At 38.7% G+C, this 15818-nt stretch carries 15 protein-coding genes; 10 read left to right on the top strand and 5 right to left on the bottom strand.

Annotation, left to right across the window (positions count from 1 at the left end; all coding sequences use genetic code 11):
• Positions 1 to 260 precede the first annotated feature (260 nt).
• A complete protein-coding gene (locus DYI81_RS07200; RefSeq protein ID WP_106985185.1) occupies positions 261 to 872 on the top strand; it encodes a TetR/AcrR family transcriptional regulator in 612 nt (203 codons plus the stop codon).
• 131 nt (positions 873 to 1003) lie between these two features.
• Here the strand turns inward: DYI81_RS07200 and DYI81_RS07195 are convergent, their stop codons facing one another.
• The 4 genes from DYI81_RS07195 to cysK all read right to left on the bottom strand — a co-directional run bounded on the left by DYI81_RS07195 (position 1004) and on the right by cysK (position 5541).
• Positions 1004 to 1201 (bottom strand): heavy-metal-associated domain-containing protein, encoded by a 198-nt coding sequence (locus tag DYI81_RS07195; RefSeq protein ID WP_106985186.1) that lies wholly within the window; start codon positions 1199 to 1201, stop codon positions 1004 to 1006.
• Between the two features lie 90 nt (positions 1202 to 1291).
• A complete protein-coding gene (gene cueR / locus DYI81_RS07190; RefSeq protein ID WP_106985187.1) occupies positions 1292 to 1687 on the bottom strand; it encodes a Cu(I)-responsive transcriptional regulator in 396 nt (131 codons plus the stop codon).
• A 3-nt stretch (positions 1688 to 1690) separates the two neighbouring features.
• Positions 1691 to 4396, bottom strand: coding sequence for a heavy metal translocating P-type ATPase (locus DYI81_RS07185; protein WP_117007149.1), 2706 nt, complete (start codon positions 4394 to 4396; stop codon positions 1691 to 1693).
• A gap of 146 nt (positions 4397 to 4542) precedes the next feature.
• Positions 4543 to 5541 carry a cysteine synthase A gene (gene cysK, locus DYI81_RS07180; protein WP_106985189.1) on the bottom strand — a complete coding sequence of 333 codons (999 nt, stop codon included), beginning with the start codon at positions 5539 to 5541 and terminating at the stop codon, positions 4543 to 4545.
• Between the two features lie 283 nt (positions 5542 to 5824).
• Between cysK and DYI81_RS07175 the strand changes: the two genes are divergently transcribed.
• The 5 genes from DYI81_RS07175 to DYI81_RS07155 all read left to right on the top strand — a co-directional run bounded on the left by DYI81_RS07175 (position 5825) and on the right by DYI81_RS07155 (position 10783).
• A complete protein-coding gene (locus DYI81_RS07175; protein ID WP_106985190.1) occupies positions 5825 to 6142 on the top strand; it encodes a metalloregulator ArsR/SmtB family transcription factor in 318 nt (105 codons plus the stop codon).
• 236 nt (positions 6143 to 6378) lie between these two features.
• Positions 6379 to 8115, top strand: a complete 1737-nt coding sequence (gene sulP / locus DYI81_RS07170) for a sulfate permease (protein ID WP_117007148.1) — start codon at positions 6379 to 6381, stop codon at positions 8113 to 8115.
• A gap of 209 nt (positions 8116 to 8324) precedes the next feature.
• Positions 8325 to 9521, top strand: coding sequence for a serine/threonine transporter SstT (gene sstT, locus DYI81_RS07165; protein WP_117007147.1), 1197 nt, complete (start codon positions 8325 to 8327; stop codon positions 9519 to 9521).
• A gap of 34 nt (positions 9522 to 9555) precedes the next feature.
• Positions 9556 to 10230, top strand: coding sequence for a YoaK family protein (locus DYI81_RS07160; protein WP_117007146.1), 675 nt, complete (start codon positions 9556 to 9558; stop codon positions 10228 to 10230).
• Between the two features lie 16 nt (positions 10231 to 10246).
• A complete protein-coding gene (locus tag DYI81_RS07155; RefSeq protein WP_117007145.1) occupies positions 10247 to 10783 on the top strand; it encodes a DUF2058 domain-containing protein in 537 nt (178 codons plus the stop codon).
• Between the two features lie 71 nt (positions 10784 to 10854).
• On the opposite strand, the gene DYI81_RS07150 is transcribed toward DYI81_RS07155, so the two are convergent.
• Complete coding sequence (locus tag DYI81_RS07150) at positions 10855 to 11493, bottom strand: division plane positioning ATPase MipZ (RefSeq protein ID WP_117007144.1); 639 nt, start codon at positions 11491 to 11493, stop codon at positions 10855 to 10857.
• Between the two features lie 286 nt (positions 11494 to 11779).
• On the opposite strand from DYI81_RS07150, the gene DYI81_RS07145 reads away from it, so the two are divergent.
• The 4 genes from DYI81_RS07145 (at position 11780) to gcvH (ending at position 15732) form a co-directional block, all read left to right on the top strand.
• Positions 11780 to 13609, top strand: a complete 1830-nt coding sequence (locus DYI81_RS07145; RefSeq protein WP_117007143.1) for an ABC transporter ATP-binding protein — start codon at positions 11780 to 11782, stop codon at positions 13607 to 13609.
• A gap of 42 nt (positions 13610 to 13651) precedes the next feature.
• Positions 13652 to 14095: a MaoC family dehydratase gene (locus DYI81_RS07140; protein ID WP_117007142.1), complete on the top strand. Its 444-nt coding sequence runs from the start codon at positions 13652 to 13654 to the stop codon at positions 14093 to 14095.
• Positions 14096 to 14244: 149 nt separating this feature from the next.
• Positions 14245 to 15273 (top strand): AraC family transcriptional regulator, encoded by a 1029-nt coding sequence (locus DYI81_RS07135; protein ID WP_117007141.1) that lies wholly within the window; start codon positions 14245 to 14247, stop codon positions 15271 to 15273.
• 84 nt (positions 15274 to 15357) lie between these two features.
• Positions 15358 to 15732 (top strand): glycine cleavage system protein GcvH, encoded by a 375-nt coding sequence (gcvH, locus tag DYI81_RS07130; protein ID WP_117007140.1) that lies wholly within the window; start codon positions 15358 to 15360, stop codon positions 15730 to 15732.
• The last annotated feature ends 86 nt before the right edge of the window (positions 15733 to 15818 follow it).

Genomic DNA, 15818 nt, shown 5'->3' with positions numbered 1-15818 from the left:
ACAGTGTTAAAAACGTGCTAAGACAATAGAATAATTTATTTTAAAATGGAATTTTATTTGCCAAATATGACCTCAAGGGTTCAGTTTTCTTGACATTGGGCGCTAATACTACAAGATTGTTCACATATTCTTCATCTTTGTATTAAACGGCTATTTTTAGTTCAAAATAGAATACACTGCTCGACCTTAGTGTTATTTTAGCAAGCATTAAATCACCGTAATCTTCTATCATATTCTCCATTGATGTATTTGGAATAAAAATGACTACAGTACGCCAACAAAATTTTCTACAACGCAAAGAGAAAATTTTAGCGATGGCCGAAACGTTATTGCTAGACAACAATCAGGACATTACTTTAAGTGAATTAGCAGGCGAATTAGATATTGCTAAGGGCACGATTTACAAACATTTTAAAAGTAAAAACCAGCTGTATTTAGAATTAATTATTTTAAATGAGCAACGTTTGCTAGAGATTTCCAAAAAATATAATCACGATATTAAAACCTATGTTTCACAATACATGCTCTACAACATGCTGAATTCGAATCGAACGATTCTTTTGCATGTAATTGAAGAACGCCTAACAAATAATGAGCGCAAACTCAAAGACTTATTTGAAGAGCTTTATCATATTCGTGAGCAACGAATACTTGAAATCAAAGATTTGTTTGCGCACCATCTCAAAGAAACCAACAGCATGATGTCGATTCGTGACTATTTATCCTATATTTGGACGGTCACTTACGGCGCTTCACTTTTATTAAACTCAACGCACTATCAAAAATCGATCGGTTCACGAGAGCGCTTAATTAAACTTTATGTCAATCAAGCACTGATGACACCAGATAAAATTGCAAGCCAAAACAATTAAGTCTTGTTCTTTCTACATTTATCAATGCTGTTCAAAGTAGCACAATTTTAAAAATGGCTAATTTTGCACACAATAAAGCCCAGTTAAACCGGGCTTTATTGACAACAGTTAAATTATTTAGCTCGTAACCATTAAGCCAATTGCACTGCTGGAAACCCATCTTCCGCTAAAACCTCTAAAAGTTTTTGCTGTTCCGCAGTACTATCAACTTCCACAATTTTACTTGCAACATCAATATTTACTGTCGCATTTGGATCAAGGTCTTTAATACTCGCAGTCACGCTACGTGCACATCCGCCACAGGTCATTGCATCGATACGTAGTTTCATAGCATTTTTTCCTCATGTTTGTTGTGTTAAACAAAGCTATACAACGATATTTAAAAACTTAAAGCTTCCAATAGGGTGAAGGTCAAGCCCCTAATTCATTCCAAATTCAATTTTATTTAAAATTTCGCATTCAGATTGCTGATTTCCAGCACAACAATGGACAGACTGTTCTAAGTGATCCACCATGGTTTGTAAATCTACAATTTTTTGTTTTAACGCCAGAATATGCTTTTGAGTTAAATCTTTTACTTCGGCACTTTGTCGGTCGTGGTTTTTCCACAGCTCTAGAAGCTCTTTCATTTGCTCTGTAGAAAAGCCAAGTTCTCTGGCATGTCGAATAAAATGCAAGGTTTTTAGGTCGTCTTCACTGTACATCCGATAACCTGCATCGCTACGTTTAGATGCTGGCAATACGCCAATGTCTTCATAATAACGAATCATTTTTGCAGAAATGCCCGAGTTTTTTGCAACTTGTCCTATATTCATGTGTTAAGACTCCAATTTCATTGGCTTACTATCAGCGATGCTCTGTGCCCATGTAGGCTGATAACGCTTTAAGCGTAGCGCATTACTAATCACAAATACTGAGGATAATGCCATCGCTCCAGCAGCAAACATAGGCGAAAGTAATATTCCAAAAAATGGATATAACAGCCCTGCCGCAACTGGAATTAAAGCCACATTATAAATAAAAGCCCAAAATAAATTTTGACGGATGTTATTCATGGTTGCGGTACTCAAGCCAATTGCAGTTGGTACTGCTTGTAAATTTCCAGACATCAGCACGACATCTGCAGCTTCAATTGCAATATCTGTTCCTGTGCCAATGGCTAAACCAACATCAGCCTGTGCGAGTGCTGGAGCATCATTAATACCATCCCCAACAAAAGCGGTAATGCCATATTTAGCTTGAAGCTGTTTTACGGCATGTACTTTCTCATCGGGTAATACTTCTGCAATCACCGTATCTATCTGCAGCTGTTGTGCAATCGCCTGAGCCGTATGTGCATTATCCCCAGTAATCATGGCAACTTTTAAGCCTTGTGCATGTAAAGCACGGATTGCACTAAAAGTGGTTTCTTTAATTGGATCTGCAACGGCAATAATGGCTGCTAAATGCTGATCAATTGCAACATACAGGGGTGTTTTCCCTTGCTCGCCCAGCTGTTGTGCCATGGCTGTAAAGACATCAATATTTAACCCTAAATCAAGCATTAAACGTGCAGCACCAATATGAATTTGCTTTCCATGTAATTCAGCACGAATACCCGCGCCTGTAATTGAATCGAAATGGTCTACATGAAGACATTCAAGTGATAAATCCTGAGCGGCTTGTACAATTGCATAAGCAATAGGATGCTCTGATTTTGCTTCTACAGAGGCCACCCATTGTAAAACTTCATGCTCATTAAAGCCTTCAGTCACCTGAAAATCAGTCAGTTGGGGTTTGCCTTCGGTCAGCGTCCCAGTTTTATCAACTGCAACGACTTGAGTTGCTTTAAGTTGTTGTAAGGCTTCGCCTTTACGAAATAAAACACCTAATTCTGCACCACGCCCCGTACCTACCATAATCGACATTGGTGTTGCCAAGCCCATTGCACACGGGCACGCAATAATCAGTACAGCCACAGCATTGACTAATGCATAGGTAAGACTCGGTTCGGGCCCAACTAAATACCAAACTACAAATGTGAATGTAGCCAATAACATTACGGCGGGTACAAACCATAAAGTGACTTTATCCACTAAGGTTTGAATTGGAAGTTTTGAACCCTGTGCCTTTTCAACCATGTGAATAATTTGTGAAAGCACTGAGTCTTGACCCACAGATGTTGCTTTTACTGTCAAATTGCCATTTTGATTAATAGTTCCCCCAACAACGTGTTGCCCTGCAACTTTTTCAACGGCTAAGGGTTCACCACTAATCATGGATTCATCAATATAGCTAGCACCTGAAATCACTTCTCCATCTACAGGTACTTTTTCACCTGGACGAACTTCAAAGACCATACCAGACTGGACTTGCTCTATCGGCATTTCTATAAAAGTACCATCTTGCATAACACGTGCAGTTTTGGCTTGAATACCCATCAAATATTGTATGGCCTGTGAAGTTTTACCTTTGGCTTTGGCTTCTAAATAACGTCCCAATAAAATTAAAACAATAATGACTGCTGCAGACTCAAAATAAACATGCACCGTACCTTGTGGTAATAACTGTGGCATAAAGAGTGCAATACACGAAAATAGATACGCAGAGAATGTACCCACAGCCACCAAGGAATTCATGTCTGGTGCTAAACGTAATAAAGCTGGAATCCCATGCTGATAAAAACGACGTCCCGGTAACAGTAAAACCAAACTTGTGAAGATAAATTGGATATACCAGCTATTTTGTAGGCCAATAAAACCATGTATCCAATGATGAAAAGCTGGAATCAAATGGCTGCCCATTTCTAAGACAAAAACAGGAAGCGTAAAAATGAAAGCAATGATTAAATCACGTTTCAGTACCTGCATTTCTTGTTGTTTTTTTTCAGTTCGTGTTGCGTCTAATGCTTGTGCGAGACGAGCTTCATAACCAGCCTTTTTTACTGCCTGTATTAATGTTTCGGGTTGACCACCGTACACCATGGCTTTTTCAGTTGCTAGATTAACAGTGGCATGACTCACGCCATCTACTTTCATTAAAGCTTTTTCCACACGTGCAACACATGAAGCACAGGTCATCCCGACCAGATCTAATTCTATGGGTTGGGTTGCAATACTATAGCCAGCTTTTTCAATCGTTTTATACAGTTGCTGTATATTCAATGAGCTCAAGGCGTTTACGGTAGCTTTTTCCGTGGCCAAATTAACAGTGCTGTGCAGTACACCATCAACTTTATTCAGTGCCTTTTCTACTCGTGCAACACATGACGCACAGGTCATACCTTCAATAGGAATTTCTACTTGTTGGGTTGCAACATTAAATCCTGACCGTTCAATTGCTTGAACAACACGATTAAGCTCAATGGGTTGCTTACTCTCAATATGGGCTTGTTCAGTCGCCAAATTAACCGTAGCATTTTCTATCTGCTCGATTTTATTTAATGCTTTTTCTACTCTTACAGCACATGAGGCACAAGTCATCCCTTCAATATCTACAGTAAGTTGATATTGTTCTTGTTTTTTTTCAGCGCTTGCGGTCGACATATTAAATGCCTCATAAATGATTAAATTAATATCTATAGCTTAAACATTGCCATATTGGTAAGGTCAAGCCATCACCATAAAAAAAACAGGCGCATCCGCCTGTTTTTTTATTTACACATCCAATCATTGATAATGATTGTACGGTCTTAGTCTGCAGAAATATCTTCAAACAGTACTGAAGATAAATAGCGCTCGCCACCGTCTGGTAAAATCACCACAATAGTTTTACCCGCATTTTCTGGTCGTGCAGCCAATTTGGCAGCAGCAGCCATAGCTGCACCACTCGAAATACCCACCAAAATACCTTCATGAGTCGCTGTTTTACGCGCCCATTCAATTGCTTCAGCACTCTCAATTGCAAGTACTTCATCAACTAAATCAAGGTCAAGGTTTTTAGGAATAAAGTTCGCACCAATGCCCTGAATTTTATGTGGCCCTGGTGTTAAAGTTTCCCCGCGTTTTGCCTGACCAATAATTGGAGACTCTGCTGGCTCTACCGCAACCGAATAAACAGGCTGATTTTTCACTTGCTCAAAATAACGTGAAATACCTGAAATCGTGCCACCTGTACCTACGCCTGATACTAAAATATCAACTTTACCGCCAGTCGCTTCCCAAATTTCAGGGCCTGTGGTTAATTCATGAATTTTAGGATTTGCTGGGTTTTCAAATTGCTGAGGCAAATAATAAGTTTCTGGATGTTCTGCAACCAAACGTTCAGCTTCTTCAATCGCACCTTTCATGCCTTTTGCAGGCTCGGTTAATACCAAGTTTGCCCCAAAAGATTTTAAAACTTTACGGCGCTCAATACTCATGCTGGCTGGCATCGTTAACGTAATATCATAACCTTTAGCAGCTGCAACAAAAGCCAAAGCAATACCTGTATTACCACTGGTTGGCTCTACAATATGCATACCCGCTTTTAACAAGCCTTTTTCTTCAGCATCTGCAATTAAAGCAGCACCTACACGGCACTTTACAGAAAATGCAGGATTACGGCTTTCTACTTTTGCCAAAACCGTTGCATCCGACTGAATAACACGATTAATGCGTACAAGTGGCGTATTACCAATAGCCTCCGCATTATTGCTATAAACAGCAACACCTAAATTACTTGGTACTGGAAAAGCACTATCAGTTGTCATGAGTATTCCCTTAATTTTATACATCACTGCAATCTTAAGCATCATAACGCCAATTTGAAAGTGCTGTATATTTTTTGCCTAAAATACATAAATTTGTGCTAAATTTTTAATCGCCTTGTATATTCGTTATTCGATGTAGTAAATAAATGCATCTTTTTGATACATATAATTTTTATTGATATTTATTTTCACTAAAAACCATCAATTATCGGCATTTTTTTACAGCGCCTACGTCAGATAACCGTATACTTATTCCACGCCAAACCTATATGGATACTCTGAAATGAATACGGATCTAGAAATCACCAGTTTGCGTGATTCTGCAGATATCGTCGTCGGTGTTCTAAAATCCTTAGCAAACACTGATCGGCTACTTATATTATGTCACTTAGCGCAAGATGAACTAAATGTTTCACAAATCGAGCAAATGACAGACATCTGCCAACCCACATTATCTCAACAACTGATGATGTTACGTAAAAGTGATGTGGTGAGCACACGACGTGATGGCAAGCAAATTTATTACTCAATTAAAGACGAAAATTTGGTTACCGTACTCAAAACATTGCAAGATTTATATTGCACCGCACCTGAAGTCTAAAAAAATTCTTGGCTGACAGTACCTAAAAACAATTCTTCATTGACAGCCAATAGCCAGATTTTTTAGTCCCTTTATTCTACAAATCTCCATCCTCAGCAAAAAAACATATTTCACTTCGCTCTCTTATTACTTTAATTTTATCTCCATGCCTTAAAAATAAAGCATCAGAAATTTTGGCAGGACTTCTTAGCATTTTTTATGCATAATATATATTAAATTGTGATTTAGAATTTTTTATGTCAGATTTAAAACAACGCATCTTGGGTTATTTTCCTGCGTGGCAATGGCTACAAGACTATCATTTAGGTAAATTTAAATCTGACGTATTGGCTGCATTAATTGTGATTGCCATGTTGGTGCCACAAGGGATGGCCTATGCCATGCTTGCAGGTTTACCACCCATCATGGGCTTATATGCCAGTATGTTACCCATGATTATTTATGCTATGACAGGTAGTAGCTCGACTTTATCAATTGGGCCCGTCGCCATTATTTCTATGATGACATTTGCTACCCTCAACCCTTTATTTGAAGCTGGCTCACCAGTTTACATAGATGCAGCTATGTTATTGGCGGTAATGGTCGGGGTGATTTCTTTTTTATTGGGTATTTTTAGGTTTGGTTTTTTAATCCAATTGATCAGCCATCCGGTTATCAAAAGTTTTATTATTGCTTCTGCACTTATTATTGCTTTAGGACAAATCAAATTTTTGCTCGATGTTCCTTTAAATGGCAATAACATTCCGCAATTTATTCAAAGTGCTTGGCAATATTTATCTTTCACTCATATATTTTCATTATGCTTTGGCCTGATCGCAATTTTATTTTTAATTTATGCGCCAAAATTACTCAATAGCCAAGCTATACAAGGGCGAATCGGCTCAACCAATTTTTTAATAAAAGCACTCCCCTTAATTTTGGTGGTCATTTCCATTGCACTGACCATAGGCTTTGGCCTAAAAGCCTATGGGCTTAAAACAGTCGGTGAAATTCCTTCAGGATTTCCCCCTTTACACATGCCTTTCTGGACATGGGATTTGGTGCTTAAATTGCTTCCTGGCGCAGCGATGATTGCCATGATCAGTTTTGTCGAATCATTGTCCATTGCACAAGCCACAGCACTACAGCAACGTAGCCATCTCAATAGTAACCAAGAACTAGTCGCTTTAGGGCTTGCAAATTTAAGTGCAGGCCTAAGCTCAGCATTCCCTGTAACAGGCAGTTTGTCTCGTACTGTTGTTAATACCGATGCTGGTGCTAAAACGCCTATGGCTGGCGTTTTATCCTCAATCTTTATTATTATTGTAACGCTATACTTTACGAGCTTTTTTAAAGATCTGCCTTTGGTTATTTTGGCGGCCACTATTATTGTATCTATTTGGAAATTGGTAGATTTCAAACCTTTTGTGGATACTTGGCACTATTCGAAAGCTGACGGCATTGCGATGTGGATTACGTTCTTAGGCGTGATTGTTATTGATATTTCAACGGGCTTAATGATTGGTATTATTTCTACCTTTATTCTTATGCTTTGGCGTATTAGTCGACCACACATGGCGGTGATTGGCTTGGTTGAAGGCACACAACATTTTAGAAATATACAACGCCATCATGTGGTTACAACTGCAGATATTTTATCTGTTCGTATTGATGAAAGTCTCACATTCTTAAATGCCAATGCATTAAAAGGCTTTTTGATTAATGAAATTAGCCATCAAACTGAACTACGCCATGTAATTTTGAATTGCTCTAGTGTCAGTAGTATCGACTACAGCGCATTAGAAATGCTTGAAGAAATTAATGCAGAGCTTAGCAAACTCAATATTCGGTTGCATTTTTCAGAGGTCAAAGGTCCCGTCATGGACAAACTACAGCAATCTAAATTGCTTAAGCATTTAAGTGGCCAAATTTATTTGACGCATTTTAAGGCTATACAAAGCCTTTCTCCTAAAATTCTTGAATATCAAATCTAAATGATAAAAAAGCCTCAGCTTATGAGGCTTTTTTATCAATAAGTCATGTATTTTATTCAAAATCCAATGTATTTTTGTAAAAAATGCAACTGTAAAACAATAACTTAATTTTTATATTCATTTTTCTTACTAGCTAATAATTTTTTCAGTATAAAATAGGTGCCTAATTTTCATCAATTTTGTCATTGTAATTCTGACAAGGCTCTCCTATGTTCACTGCTTTTACGCGTTTGAGTTTAGTAACCCGAATTATTATCGCCATTATTTTAGGCGTATTGGTTGCTGTGTTTTTTCCAAATGCTGCCCCTTATTTGAGTATGCTCGGTGACTTATTCATCAAAGCATTAAAATCTGTTGCTCCAATTCTTGTATTTGTCTTGGTTTTAGCTTCTATTGCTAACTTTAAAGTTGGTAGTAGCAATGCTTACATTAAACCTATTATGTTGATGTATGGCATTGGTATGTTCTTAGCTGCCTTAAGTGCTGTTGTTGTCAGTATTATATCCCCAAGTACATTATTCTTGAATGTGCCACCTCAAGCTGATTTGACACCACCAGGAAGCCTTGCAGAAATTATGAAAAATTTGTTATTGAGTTTCGTCGCAAACCCAGTAACGGCTATTTCTGAAGCAAACTTTATTGGTATCTTGGCGTGGGCTGTAGCACTAGGCATTGCATTTCGTCATGCTGCTGACACCACTAAAACCTTCCTTACAGATGCAGCCAATGCAGTTAACAGCGTGATTCGCTTAGTTATTAGCTTCGCTCCTGTGGGTATTTTTGGTTTGGTTGCGGTGACATTTGCAGATGCAGGTTTAAGCACCCTTGCAAGCTATGCACATTTATTAGCGGTATTGATTGGCACAATGTTCTTTGTTGCTTTGGTGATCAACCCAATTATGGTGGCATTTGTAACACGCTCAAATCCATATCCATTGGTGTTCCAATGCTTACGTGAAAGTGGTATTACTGCATTCTTTACGCGTAGCTCTGCTGCCAATATTCCTGTGAACTTGGACTTAGCAAAACGTTTAGGTGTACCTGAATCAACTGCAAGTGTTGCTATTCCACTCGGTGCAGCAATTAACATGGCCGGCGCTTCTGTAACAATTACAGTGCTTACACTCGCAGCAGTAAATACCTTAGGAATTAACGTTGATTTCACAACAATGTTAATTTTATCTGTGTTGGCAACTATTTCGGCATGTGGCGCATCTGGTGTTGCTGGCGGTTCATTATTATTAATTCCTGTTGCTTGTGGCTTGTTTGGTATTTCATCAGATGTTGCTATGCAAGTGGTTGCAATTGGTATGGTCATTAGTGTTTTACAAGACTCTACCGAAACAGCCCTAAACTCTTCGACTGACGTATTATTTACTGCAGCTGTAGACCGTGGTTTAAAGTAATATACTCATTCGTATATAAAATGCGCTGTTTATTATGCCATTTCAAACTTTACCAGCATGGATACAACTTGGCGCATTCTTTCTTGCGATGAATGCAGGCATGATCAATGTCATTGGCTTGGTCACTGTTCTGCATCAGTCTGTATCTCATATGACAGGCAACGTCAGTATGCTTGCTCAAGCCATCATCACATGGCAACCCGAACATGTGTTGTATTTGGTTCTGGTCATTCTTTGCTATGTGATTGGCTCATTTTATAGTGGGCTCATTCTGGGAAATAGTCACTTTCGCTTAGGGCACCTTTATGGCATTCCCTTAAGCTTGGTGGCTTTTTTTATTTTACTCTGTTGGCTATTGGTACCTTATTTCCCAAGATATGCACTTTTATGGGCTTGTGTGGCAATGGGCGTACAAAATGCCATGGTTAGCCACTATAAAGGCACAATTATTCGCACGACGCATTTATCTGGTGTATTAACCGACTTAGGTTTAGCACTAGGTTATCAGCTACGTGGCCTTCCAGTAGAAAAACGCAGAATATTACTGCATGTACTCATCTTAATAGGCTTCTTTTTAGGCGGGATAGTTGCTTCTTTACTTTATCCTTTATTAAAATTGAATACATTCTTAATACCCGCAGCCTTAAGTCTTTGCATGAGTGCTGTGTACTGGGTCATTTATTTGCGCTATCGGCACATTCAACATTAGTTTGGACTTTTTTTTCATGGTTAAAAATGCATTACAAGCACAGCTACTCAAAGCTGGCTTGGTCGACAATCAAAAGGCAAAAAAACTGTCAAAACAAGCAGCTCACGCAAAACGTACTGGTGACAGCAATGAAGCAGAAATAAAGGCAAAAATTGCACAAGATCAGCAGCAAAAGCAAGCGCGTGACCAAGCTATCGAACAAGAGAAAAAGGCTGTTTTACAAGAAAAAGAGCTAAAAGCTGCCATTGTTCAAATGATCAATCAGCATAAAATTCGCCAAACCGATGGCGATTCTGTGTATCAATTTATTGATGAAAACAAAATTAAAAAGGTTTATATCAATCAACAAATTTATAATGCTTTGGTTGCAGGTAGTCTTGTTGTTGCAAAAGACAACGACAGCTATGCATTTTTACCTAAGCCATTGGCTGAACGTATTAACAGCAAAATGGAAGGCTTTATTATTGTCAATAATTCCGAGAAGAATGAACAAACCACTGAGGAAGAAGATCCTTACGCAGCGTACGTCATTCCAGATGATTTGATGTGGTAATTCTTGCTATAAGCAGTATTAAAGCCCCGTTGTTTTGCACATGGGGCTTTTTTAATAATATAAGCAGTAAATTAATCAGCCAGTAAGTCTGCCAATACTTGATCCATGAGCTCACCTTGTTGTGGTTGCGTTTTCCAAATACATTGACTCGCCTGCATGGCCTGAACAAAACTTGAATCGTCATAAACAATCGTATTTAAAAATCGCATGCCTGGCATGTCTTGTAATAACTGGTTGGCGTGTTCGATTTCTTGCGCTTCAGTTTGCATGGGTATTTTGTTCAAAAGCACATATACACGTAATTGTGGATTGGATTGCTTCATGGCTATCGCCAGTTCCACCATCTCAGCAAGGAGCTTTAAATCTTGCGCTGTTACACCAGTTGGAATAATCATTTTATGCGCATGCTTTAATACTGAGCGTAGTGCTTTACTATCGTGTCCATCAATATCTACCACTATCTTATCGTATTGCTTTTGCAAATGCTGTATGCGCTGATCTAGTGTGATGGCATCATTTTCTGAGACATCAAGGTGCTCAAAAGCGAGATTTTTATCATGTTGTAGCGCCCATTCAAAATGGTCAGTGCTTAAATCTGCATCTAAAAGCATGGTTTTGTGATTTTGCTTTAAATATTCACACAAATGCATTGCAATGGTGGTTTTACCTGAGCCAGCTTTTAAACTGCTAATCACATAAATATCTGCCACTGTTTATCCCCCTTTAATTATTTTCACGCCAGAGCAAAAACAGCGCCTGCTCAATTATTTTTCTATATATATTTTCATGTGCCGATTCTCAAAAGTGAACCCTACTGACTCGTCATTCATCTCGTTTTATTTATTCATTACACTAAAATATATTCAAATTTAGTCAATTACTCTCACCAATCAAAACAGCTTTTAGATCGCAACTCTGCTATAAGTACAATTGCTATAAAGGTATGAATTTCAGTTAATATAGAGCGGTAACGCTACAAAGAAAGGTGATTGTCGTATGTTAAAGTGGTTTGAAAAATTGGTAGATCCCTACCCAACCAAAGGCTTAAATGAACCTTTGCCTACCACTTTCTTTGCCTTTGTTTGGAAAGCAGCAGATGGCGTAAAGCGCTATTTACTACTTTTGGTCTTATGTACAGCTGGTGCTGCCAGCTTTGAAGCACTACTCTATGCCAAAATTGGTGACTTGGTGAACTGGTTGAGCCAAAGCCAGCCTGAAACATTCATGGCGAATCATCAGCAAAATTTGATTATTTTAACCAGTATTTTACTGGCCAATGTTTTCTTCTCCAGCTTACAAACAATTGTTAAACATCAAATGCTCTATAGCAGCTTTCCGATGCGATTACGCTGGCGTTTTCATAACCTTTTACTACAACAAAGTCTCGATTTTTTTCACAATGATTTTGCCGGTCGTTTATCTGCCAAAGTCATGCAAACTGCATTAGCAGTACGCGAATTTTGGATTATTTTAGGCGACATGTTGGCCTATGTTTTAATTTATTTCGTTACCGTCAGCTTGGTATTTGCTGCCATTTCGCCAATGCTACTCATCCCACTGATGTTGTGGCTTGTTCTGTTTATTGCATCTGCAGCTTACTTTATTCCAAGGCTCAGCAAAATTTCAAATAAACAAGCCGATGCACGTGCCGTAATGACAGGCCGAGTCACAGACGCCTACACCAACATTCAAACGGTGAAGCTGTTTGCACATGCTGGCCGTGAAAGCCAATATGCCAAAAGCTCAATGCAAGAGTTTATGGTGACTGTGTTTAAACAAATGCGTTTAGGTGCATGCTATTCTATTAGTATTAGCATTTTAAATATTGTGCTATACGGCGGTGTGATTGGAACAGCCGTATATTTATGGCTACATGGCCAAGCTGAACTTGGTGTGATTGCAGCTGCAACAGCAATGATTTTAAAGCTGAGTAGTATTGCTGAATTTATTATGTGGCAAACTTCTGCACTGTTTGAAAATGTCGGAACAATTCAAGATGGTATGAAAACTTTAGGGCGCCGTATTAATATTCAAGACAAAGAAAATGCCCAAGAGCTACAAGTACCGCATGGCGAAATTAAATTTGAAAATTTAAGTTTTGCCTATAATGATAAAAAAGTAATTGATCAGTTCAATTTAACCATCCAACCTGGTGAAAAAATCGGTATTGTGGGGCGCTCAGGTGCAGGTAAATCCACACTTATTCAGTTACTTTTACACTTTTATCGTATCAACGAAGGTCGTATTTCGATTGATGGCCAAAATATAGAAGATGTTACACAAGACAGCTTAAGAAAAAACATTGCTTTAGTCACGCAAGATACTTCGTTATTGCATAGAACTGTTGAAGAAAATATTAAATATGGTCGACCAGATGCTTCAGATGAAGAAATGTTTGATGCCGTACGTAAAGCCAAAGCAGAAGAGTTTATCCCTCAGTTGGTCGACTTACGTGGCCAAAAAGGCTATGACGCTTTTGTCGGTGAGCGTGGTGTAAAACTATCGGGTGGGCAACGTCAACGTATTGCAATTGCACGTGTATTTTTAAAGGATGCACCTATTTTAATTTTAGATGAAGCAACCAGTGCTTTAGACTCTGAAGTTGAAGCAGCCATTCAGTCCAGTTTAGATGAATTGATGCAAGGTAAAACTGTGATTGCGATTGCACATCGTTTATCTACGATTGGACAAATGGACCGCTTGATCGTACTTGATCAGGGTCGCATTGCAGAACAAGGCACACATGATGAATTAGTTGCTTTAAATGGAATTTATGCACATTTATGGCAACGTCAAACAGGTGGTTTTTTACTCGAGCAGTCTTAATTTTTAACTATTCTGTATCGGAACATAAGGAAATTTAACCGCATGCTATATTTGGAAGATATTAAAATTGGCGATCGCTTTATCAGTCGTGAATATGAAATGACCCTTGCGGAAATTAAACAATTTGCACAGGCCTATGATCCACAACCCTTTCATACCGACGAAGCACTGGCAGCCGAACACCCAATTTTCCAAGGTATTGCAGCCAGTGGTTGGCATACAGCAGCCGTCACTATGCGCTTATGGACAGAGTGCTTTCCGATCGCCAATGGCCTGATTGGCTCTGAAACCAGTGTGCGCTGGCCACGGCCGACCCGACCAGGTGATAAAATACATGTGGAAGTTGAAATTGTTGCGATCACGCCATCGCGTAGTAAGCCTGATCGTGCCATTGTGACTTACATTACACAAGCACTGAATCAAACGCAGGATGTAGTTTATATTTCCACCACAAAAATTGTGGTATTTAAAAAAGAAACATCTTAAATTCAGTACTGCTATTTTTAGTTTCGAAGCTTTACTTGAGCTCAACAGTCTGGATGCATATTGTCCAACAATTTTAATGGGCTTATCTTGGATTTCATGCCAATATAAGTCCGAATATAAAAATATAAAATGATTGCAATGGATCGCGCATGAAAACAAACGCCACACGTCAAGATCAAGGTATACCAGGTGTTTATGGCTTACTTCTTTTAGATGTAGTCTCTCGTTGGGGTTACAATGATCAAACTCTATTTTCGCCATTTGATCTCAATAGCGAACAACTTGCAGATCCTGATTATCGCATCCCTACACCTGTCGCGAATCAATTGATTCAACATGCTTTAAGATTAACGGGTGAACCAACTTTAGGGTATCACCTTGGCAACCAAATGCGGATTTCTATTCATGGTTTTATTGGTTATGCCATTATGACTGCTGAGAATATTACCGATGCATTAATCTTAGCCAATCGATTCATACAACTGCGTTTACCTTTTTTACAATTATTTTTTTCGACTTTTGGCAACAAGGCAACCATACAATTACAAACTGATATTGAACTTGAGCCAATCCGTTCAGAAATTTCGATCGCCTTAATGTTCGGTCTCATCAGTATGGGTAAGGCAATTACCGGCGTAGATGATGCTTCAGGGGAAATTGATTTCGATTTTCCACAGCCAGAAGGCTTTGAACGATTTATGGCCAAGTATCCAAATCATACTTTCCGTTTTGATCAGCCTCACCTACTCCTGAGCTTTAACAAAAACTATTTAAGCAATAAACTGGTCAATGCCGATCCGATCGCCAGCCAAATTGCAATTAATCAATGTGAAGCTGAACTTTCTGCTTTAGGTGAACGCCATCGAATTGCAATGCGTGTACGGGATATTCTAACGAACTCAGAGCAGCATTATTTAAGTATTGAAGCCGTCGCTGAACGCTTATTTATGTCAGATCGAACGTTGAAACGTCAATTGGCAGCCGAAGGCACTTCTTTTTCTACCTTGGTCGATGAAGTTAGATACCGTCATGCCACCTCCTTATTATCCCGCACTGACTTTACCTTAGAGCAAATTGCCGATGAACTTGGCTATAGCGACGTTGCAAATTTTAGTCGTGCTTTTAAACGTTGGAGCGGTCGTAGCCCAAGTAACTGGCGTAAAGACCCTTATTTATAATTCTGACTGATTATTGCTTTTTTTTTTAACTAAAAGCATGTATAAACATGCAAAAATGACTTTCACAGCTTTAAGGAGTTATCCATGAATCATCCTTCAGAACTAAAATATGCACGTACACATGAATGGGTGCGTATTGAAGGTGATCTTGTTGTAACGGGTATTTCAGACCACGCTCAAGACGCGTTAGGTGATTTAGTTTATGTTGAAGCACCTGAAGTAGGTCAAAAAATTACTGCTGGCGAACAAGCAGGTGTAGTTGAATCAGTAAAAACTGCATCTGATATTCATGCACCTATTACGGGTACTGTTGTAGAAGTTAATCCAGATTTAGAAGATGACCCTGATTTTGTAAATGATTCACCTTATGACAAAGGCTGGATTTATAAAATTAAACCAGACAATATTGCAGATGTTGAAGGCTTACTCAGCAGTGCTGATTACGAAGCTGGCCTTTAATTTAGTACTCTAAGTTTGAAACCAAATAAAATCAGCCAGATGGCTGATTTTATTTTTTCAGTGATAATAATTGGTTCGACTCAGCC

This window comes from Acinetobacter sp. SWAC5 (assembly GCF_003419885.1).
Lineage (GTDB): Bacteria > Pseudomonadota > Gammaproteobacteria > Pseudomonadales > Moraxellaceae > Acinetobacter > Acinetobacter cumulans.
This window is presented reverse-complemented; position numbering and strand designations above follow the sequence as displayed.

Bases quoted from the DNA above. Each gene is read 5' to 3' on its own strand.
- sulP (WP_117007148.1), top strand. From the start codon at position 6,379: ATGTCAGATTTAAAACAACGCATCTTGGGTTATTTTCCTGCGTGGCAA.
- gcvH (WP_117007140.1), top strand. From the start codon at position 15,358: ATGAATCATCCTTCAGAACTAAAATATGCACGTACACATGAATGGGTG.
- cueR (WP_106985187.1), bottom strand. From the start codon at position 1,687: ATGAATATAGGACAAGTTGCAAAAAACTCGGGCATTTCTGCAAAAATG.
- sstT (WP_117007147.1), top strand. From the start codon at position 8,325: ATGTTCACTGCTTTTACGCGTTTGAGTTTAGTAACCCGAATTATTATC.
- DYI81_RS07140 (WP_117007142.1), top strand. From the start codon at position 13,652: ATGCTATATTTGGAAGATATTAAAATTGGCGATCGCTTTATCAGTCGT.
- DYI81_RS07135 (WP_117007141.1), top strand. From the start codon at position 14,245: ATGAAAACAAACGCCACACGTCAAGATCAAGGTATACCAGGTGTTTAT.
- DYI81_RS07145 (WP_117007143.1), top strand. From the start codon at position 11,780: ATGTTAAAGTGGTTTGAAAAATTGGTAGATCCCTACCCAACCAAAGGC.
- DYI81_RS07185 (WP_117007149.1), bottom strand. From the start codon at position 4,396: ATGTCGACCGCAAGCGCTGAAAAAAAACAAGAACAATATCAACTTACT.
- DYI81_RS07175 (WP_106985190.1), top strand. From the start codon at position 5,825: ATGAATACGGATCTAGAAATCACCAGTTTGCGTGATTCTGCAGATATC.
- DYI81_RS07200 (WP_106985185.1), top strand. From the start codon at position 261: ATGACTACAGTACGCCAACAAAATTTTCTACAACGCAAAGAGAAAATT.
- DYI81_RS07155 (WP_117007145.1), top strand. From the start codon at position 10,247: ATGGTTAAAAATGCATTACAAGCACAGCTACTCAAAGCTGGCTTGGTC.
- DYI81_RS07195 (WP_106985186.1), bottom strand. From the start codon at position 1,201: ATGAAACTACGTATCGATGCAATGACCTGTGGCGGATGTGCACGTAGC.
- cysK (WP_106985189.1), bottom strand. From the start codon at position 5,541: ATGACAACTGATAGTGCTTTTCCAGTACCAAGTAATTTAGGTGTTGCT.
- DYI81_RS07160 (WP_117007146.1), top strand. From the start codon at position 9,556: ATGCCATTTCAAACTTTACCAGCATGGATACAACTTGGCGCATTCTTT.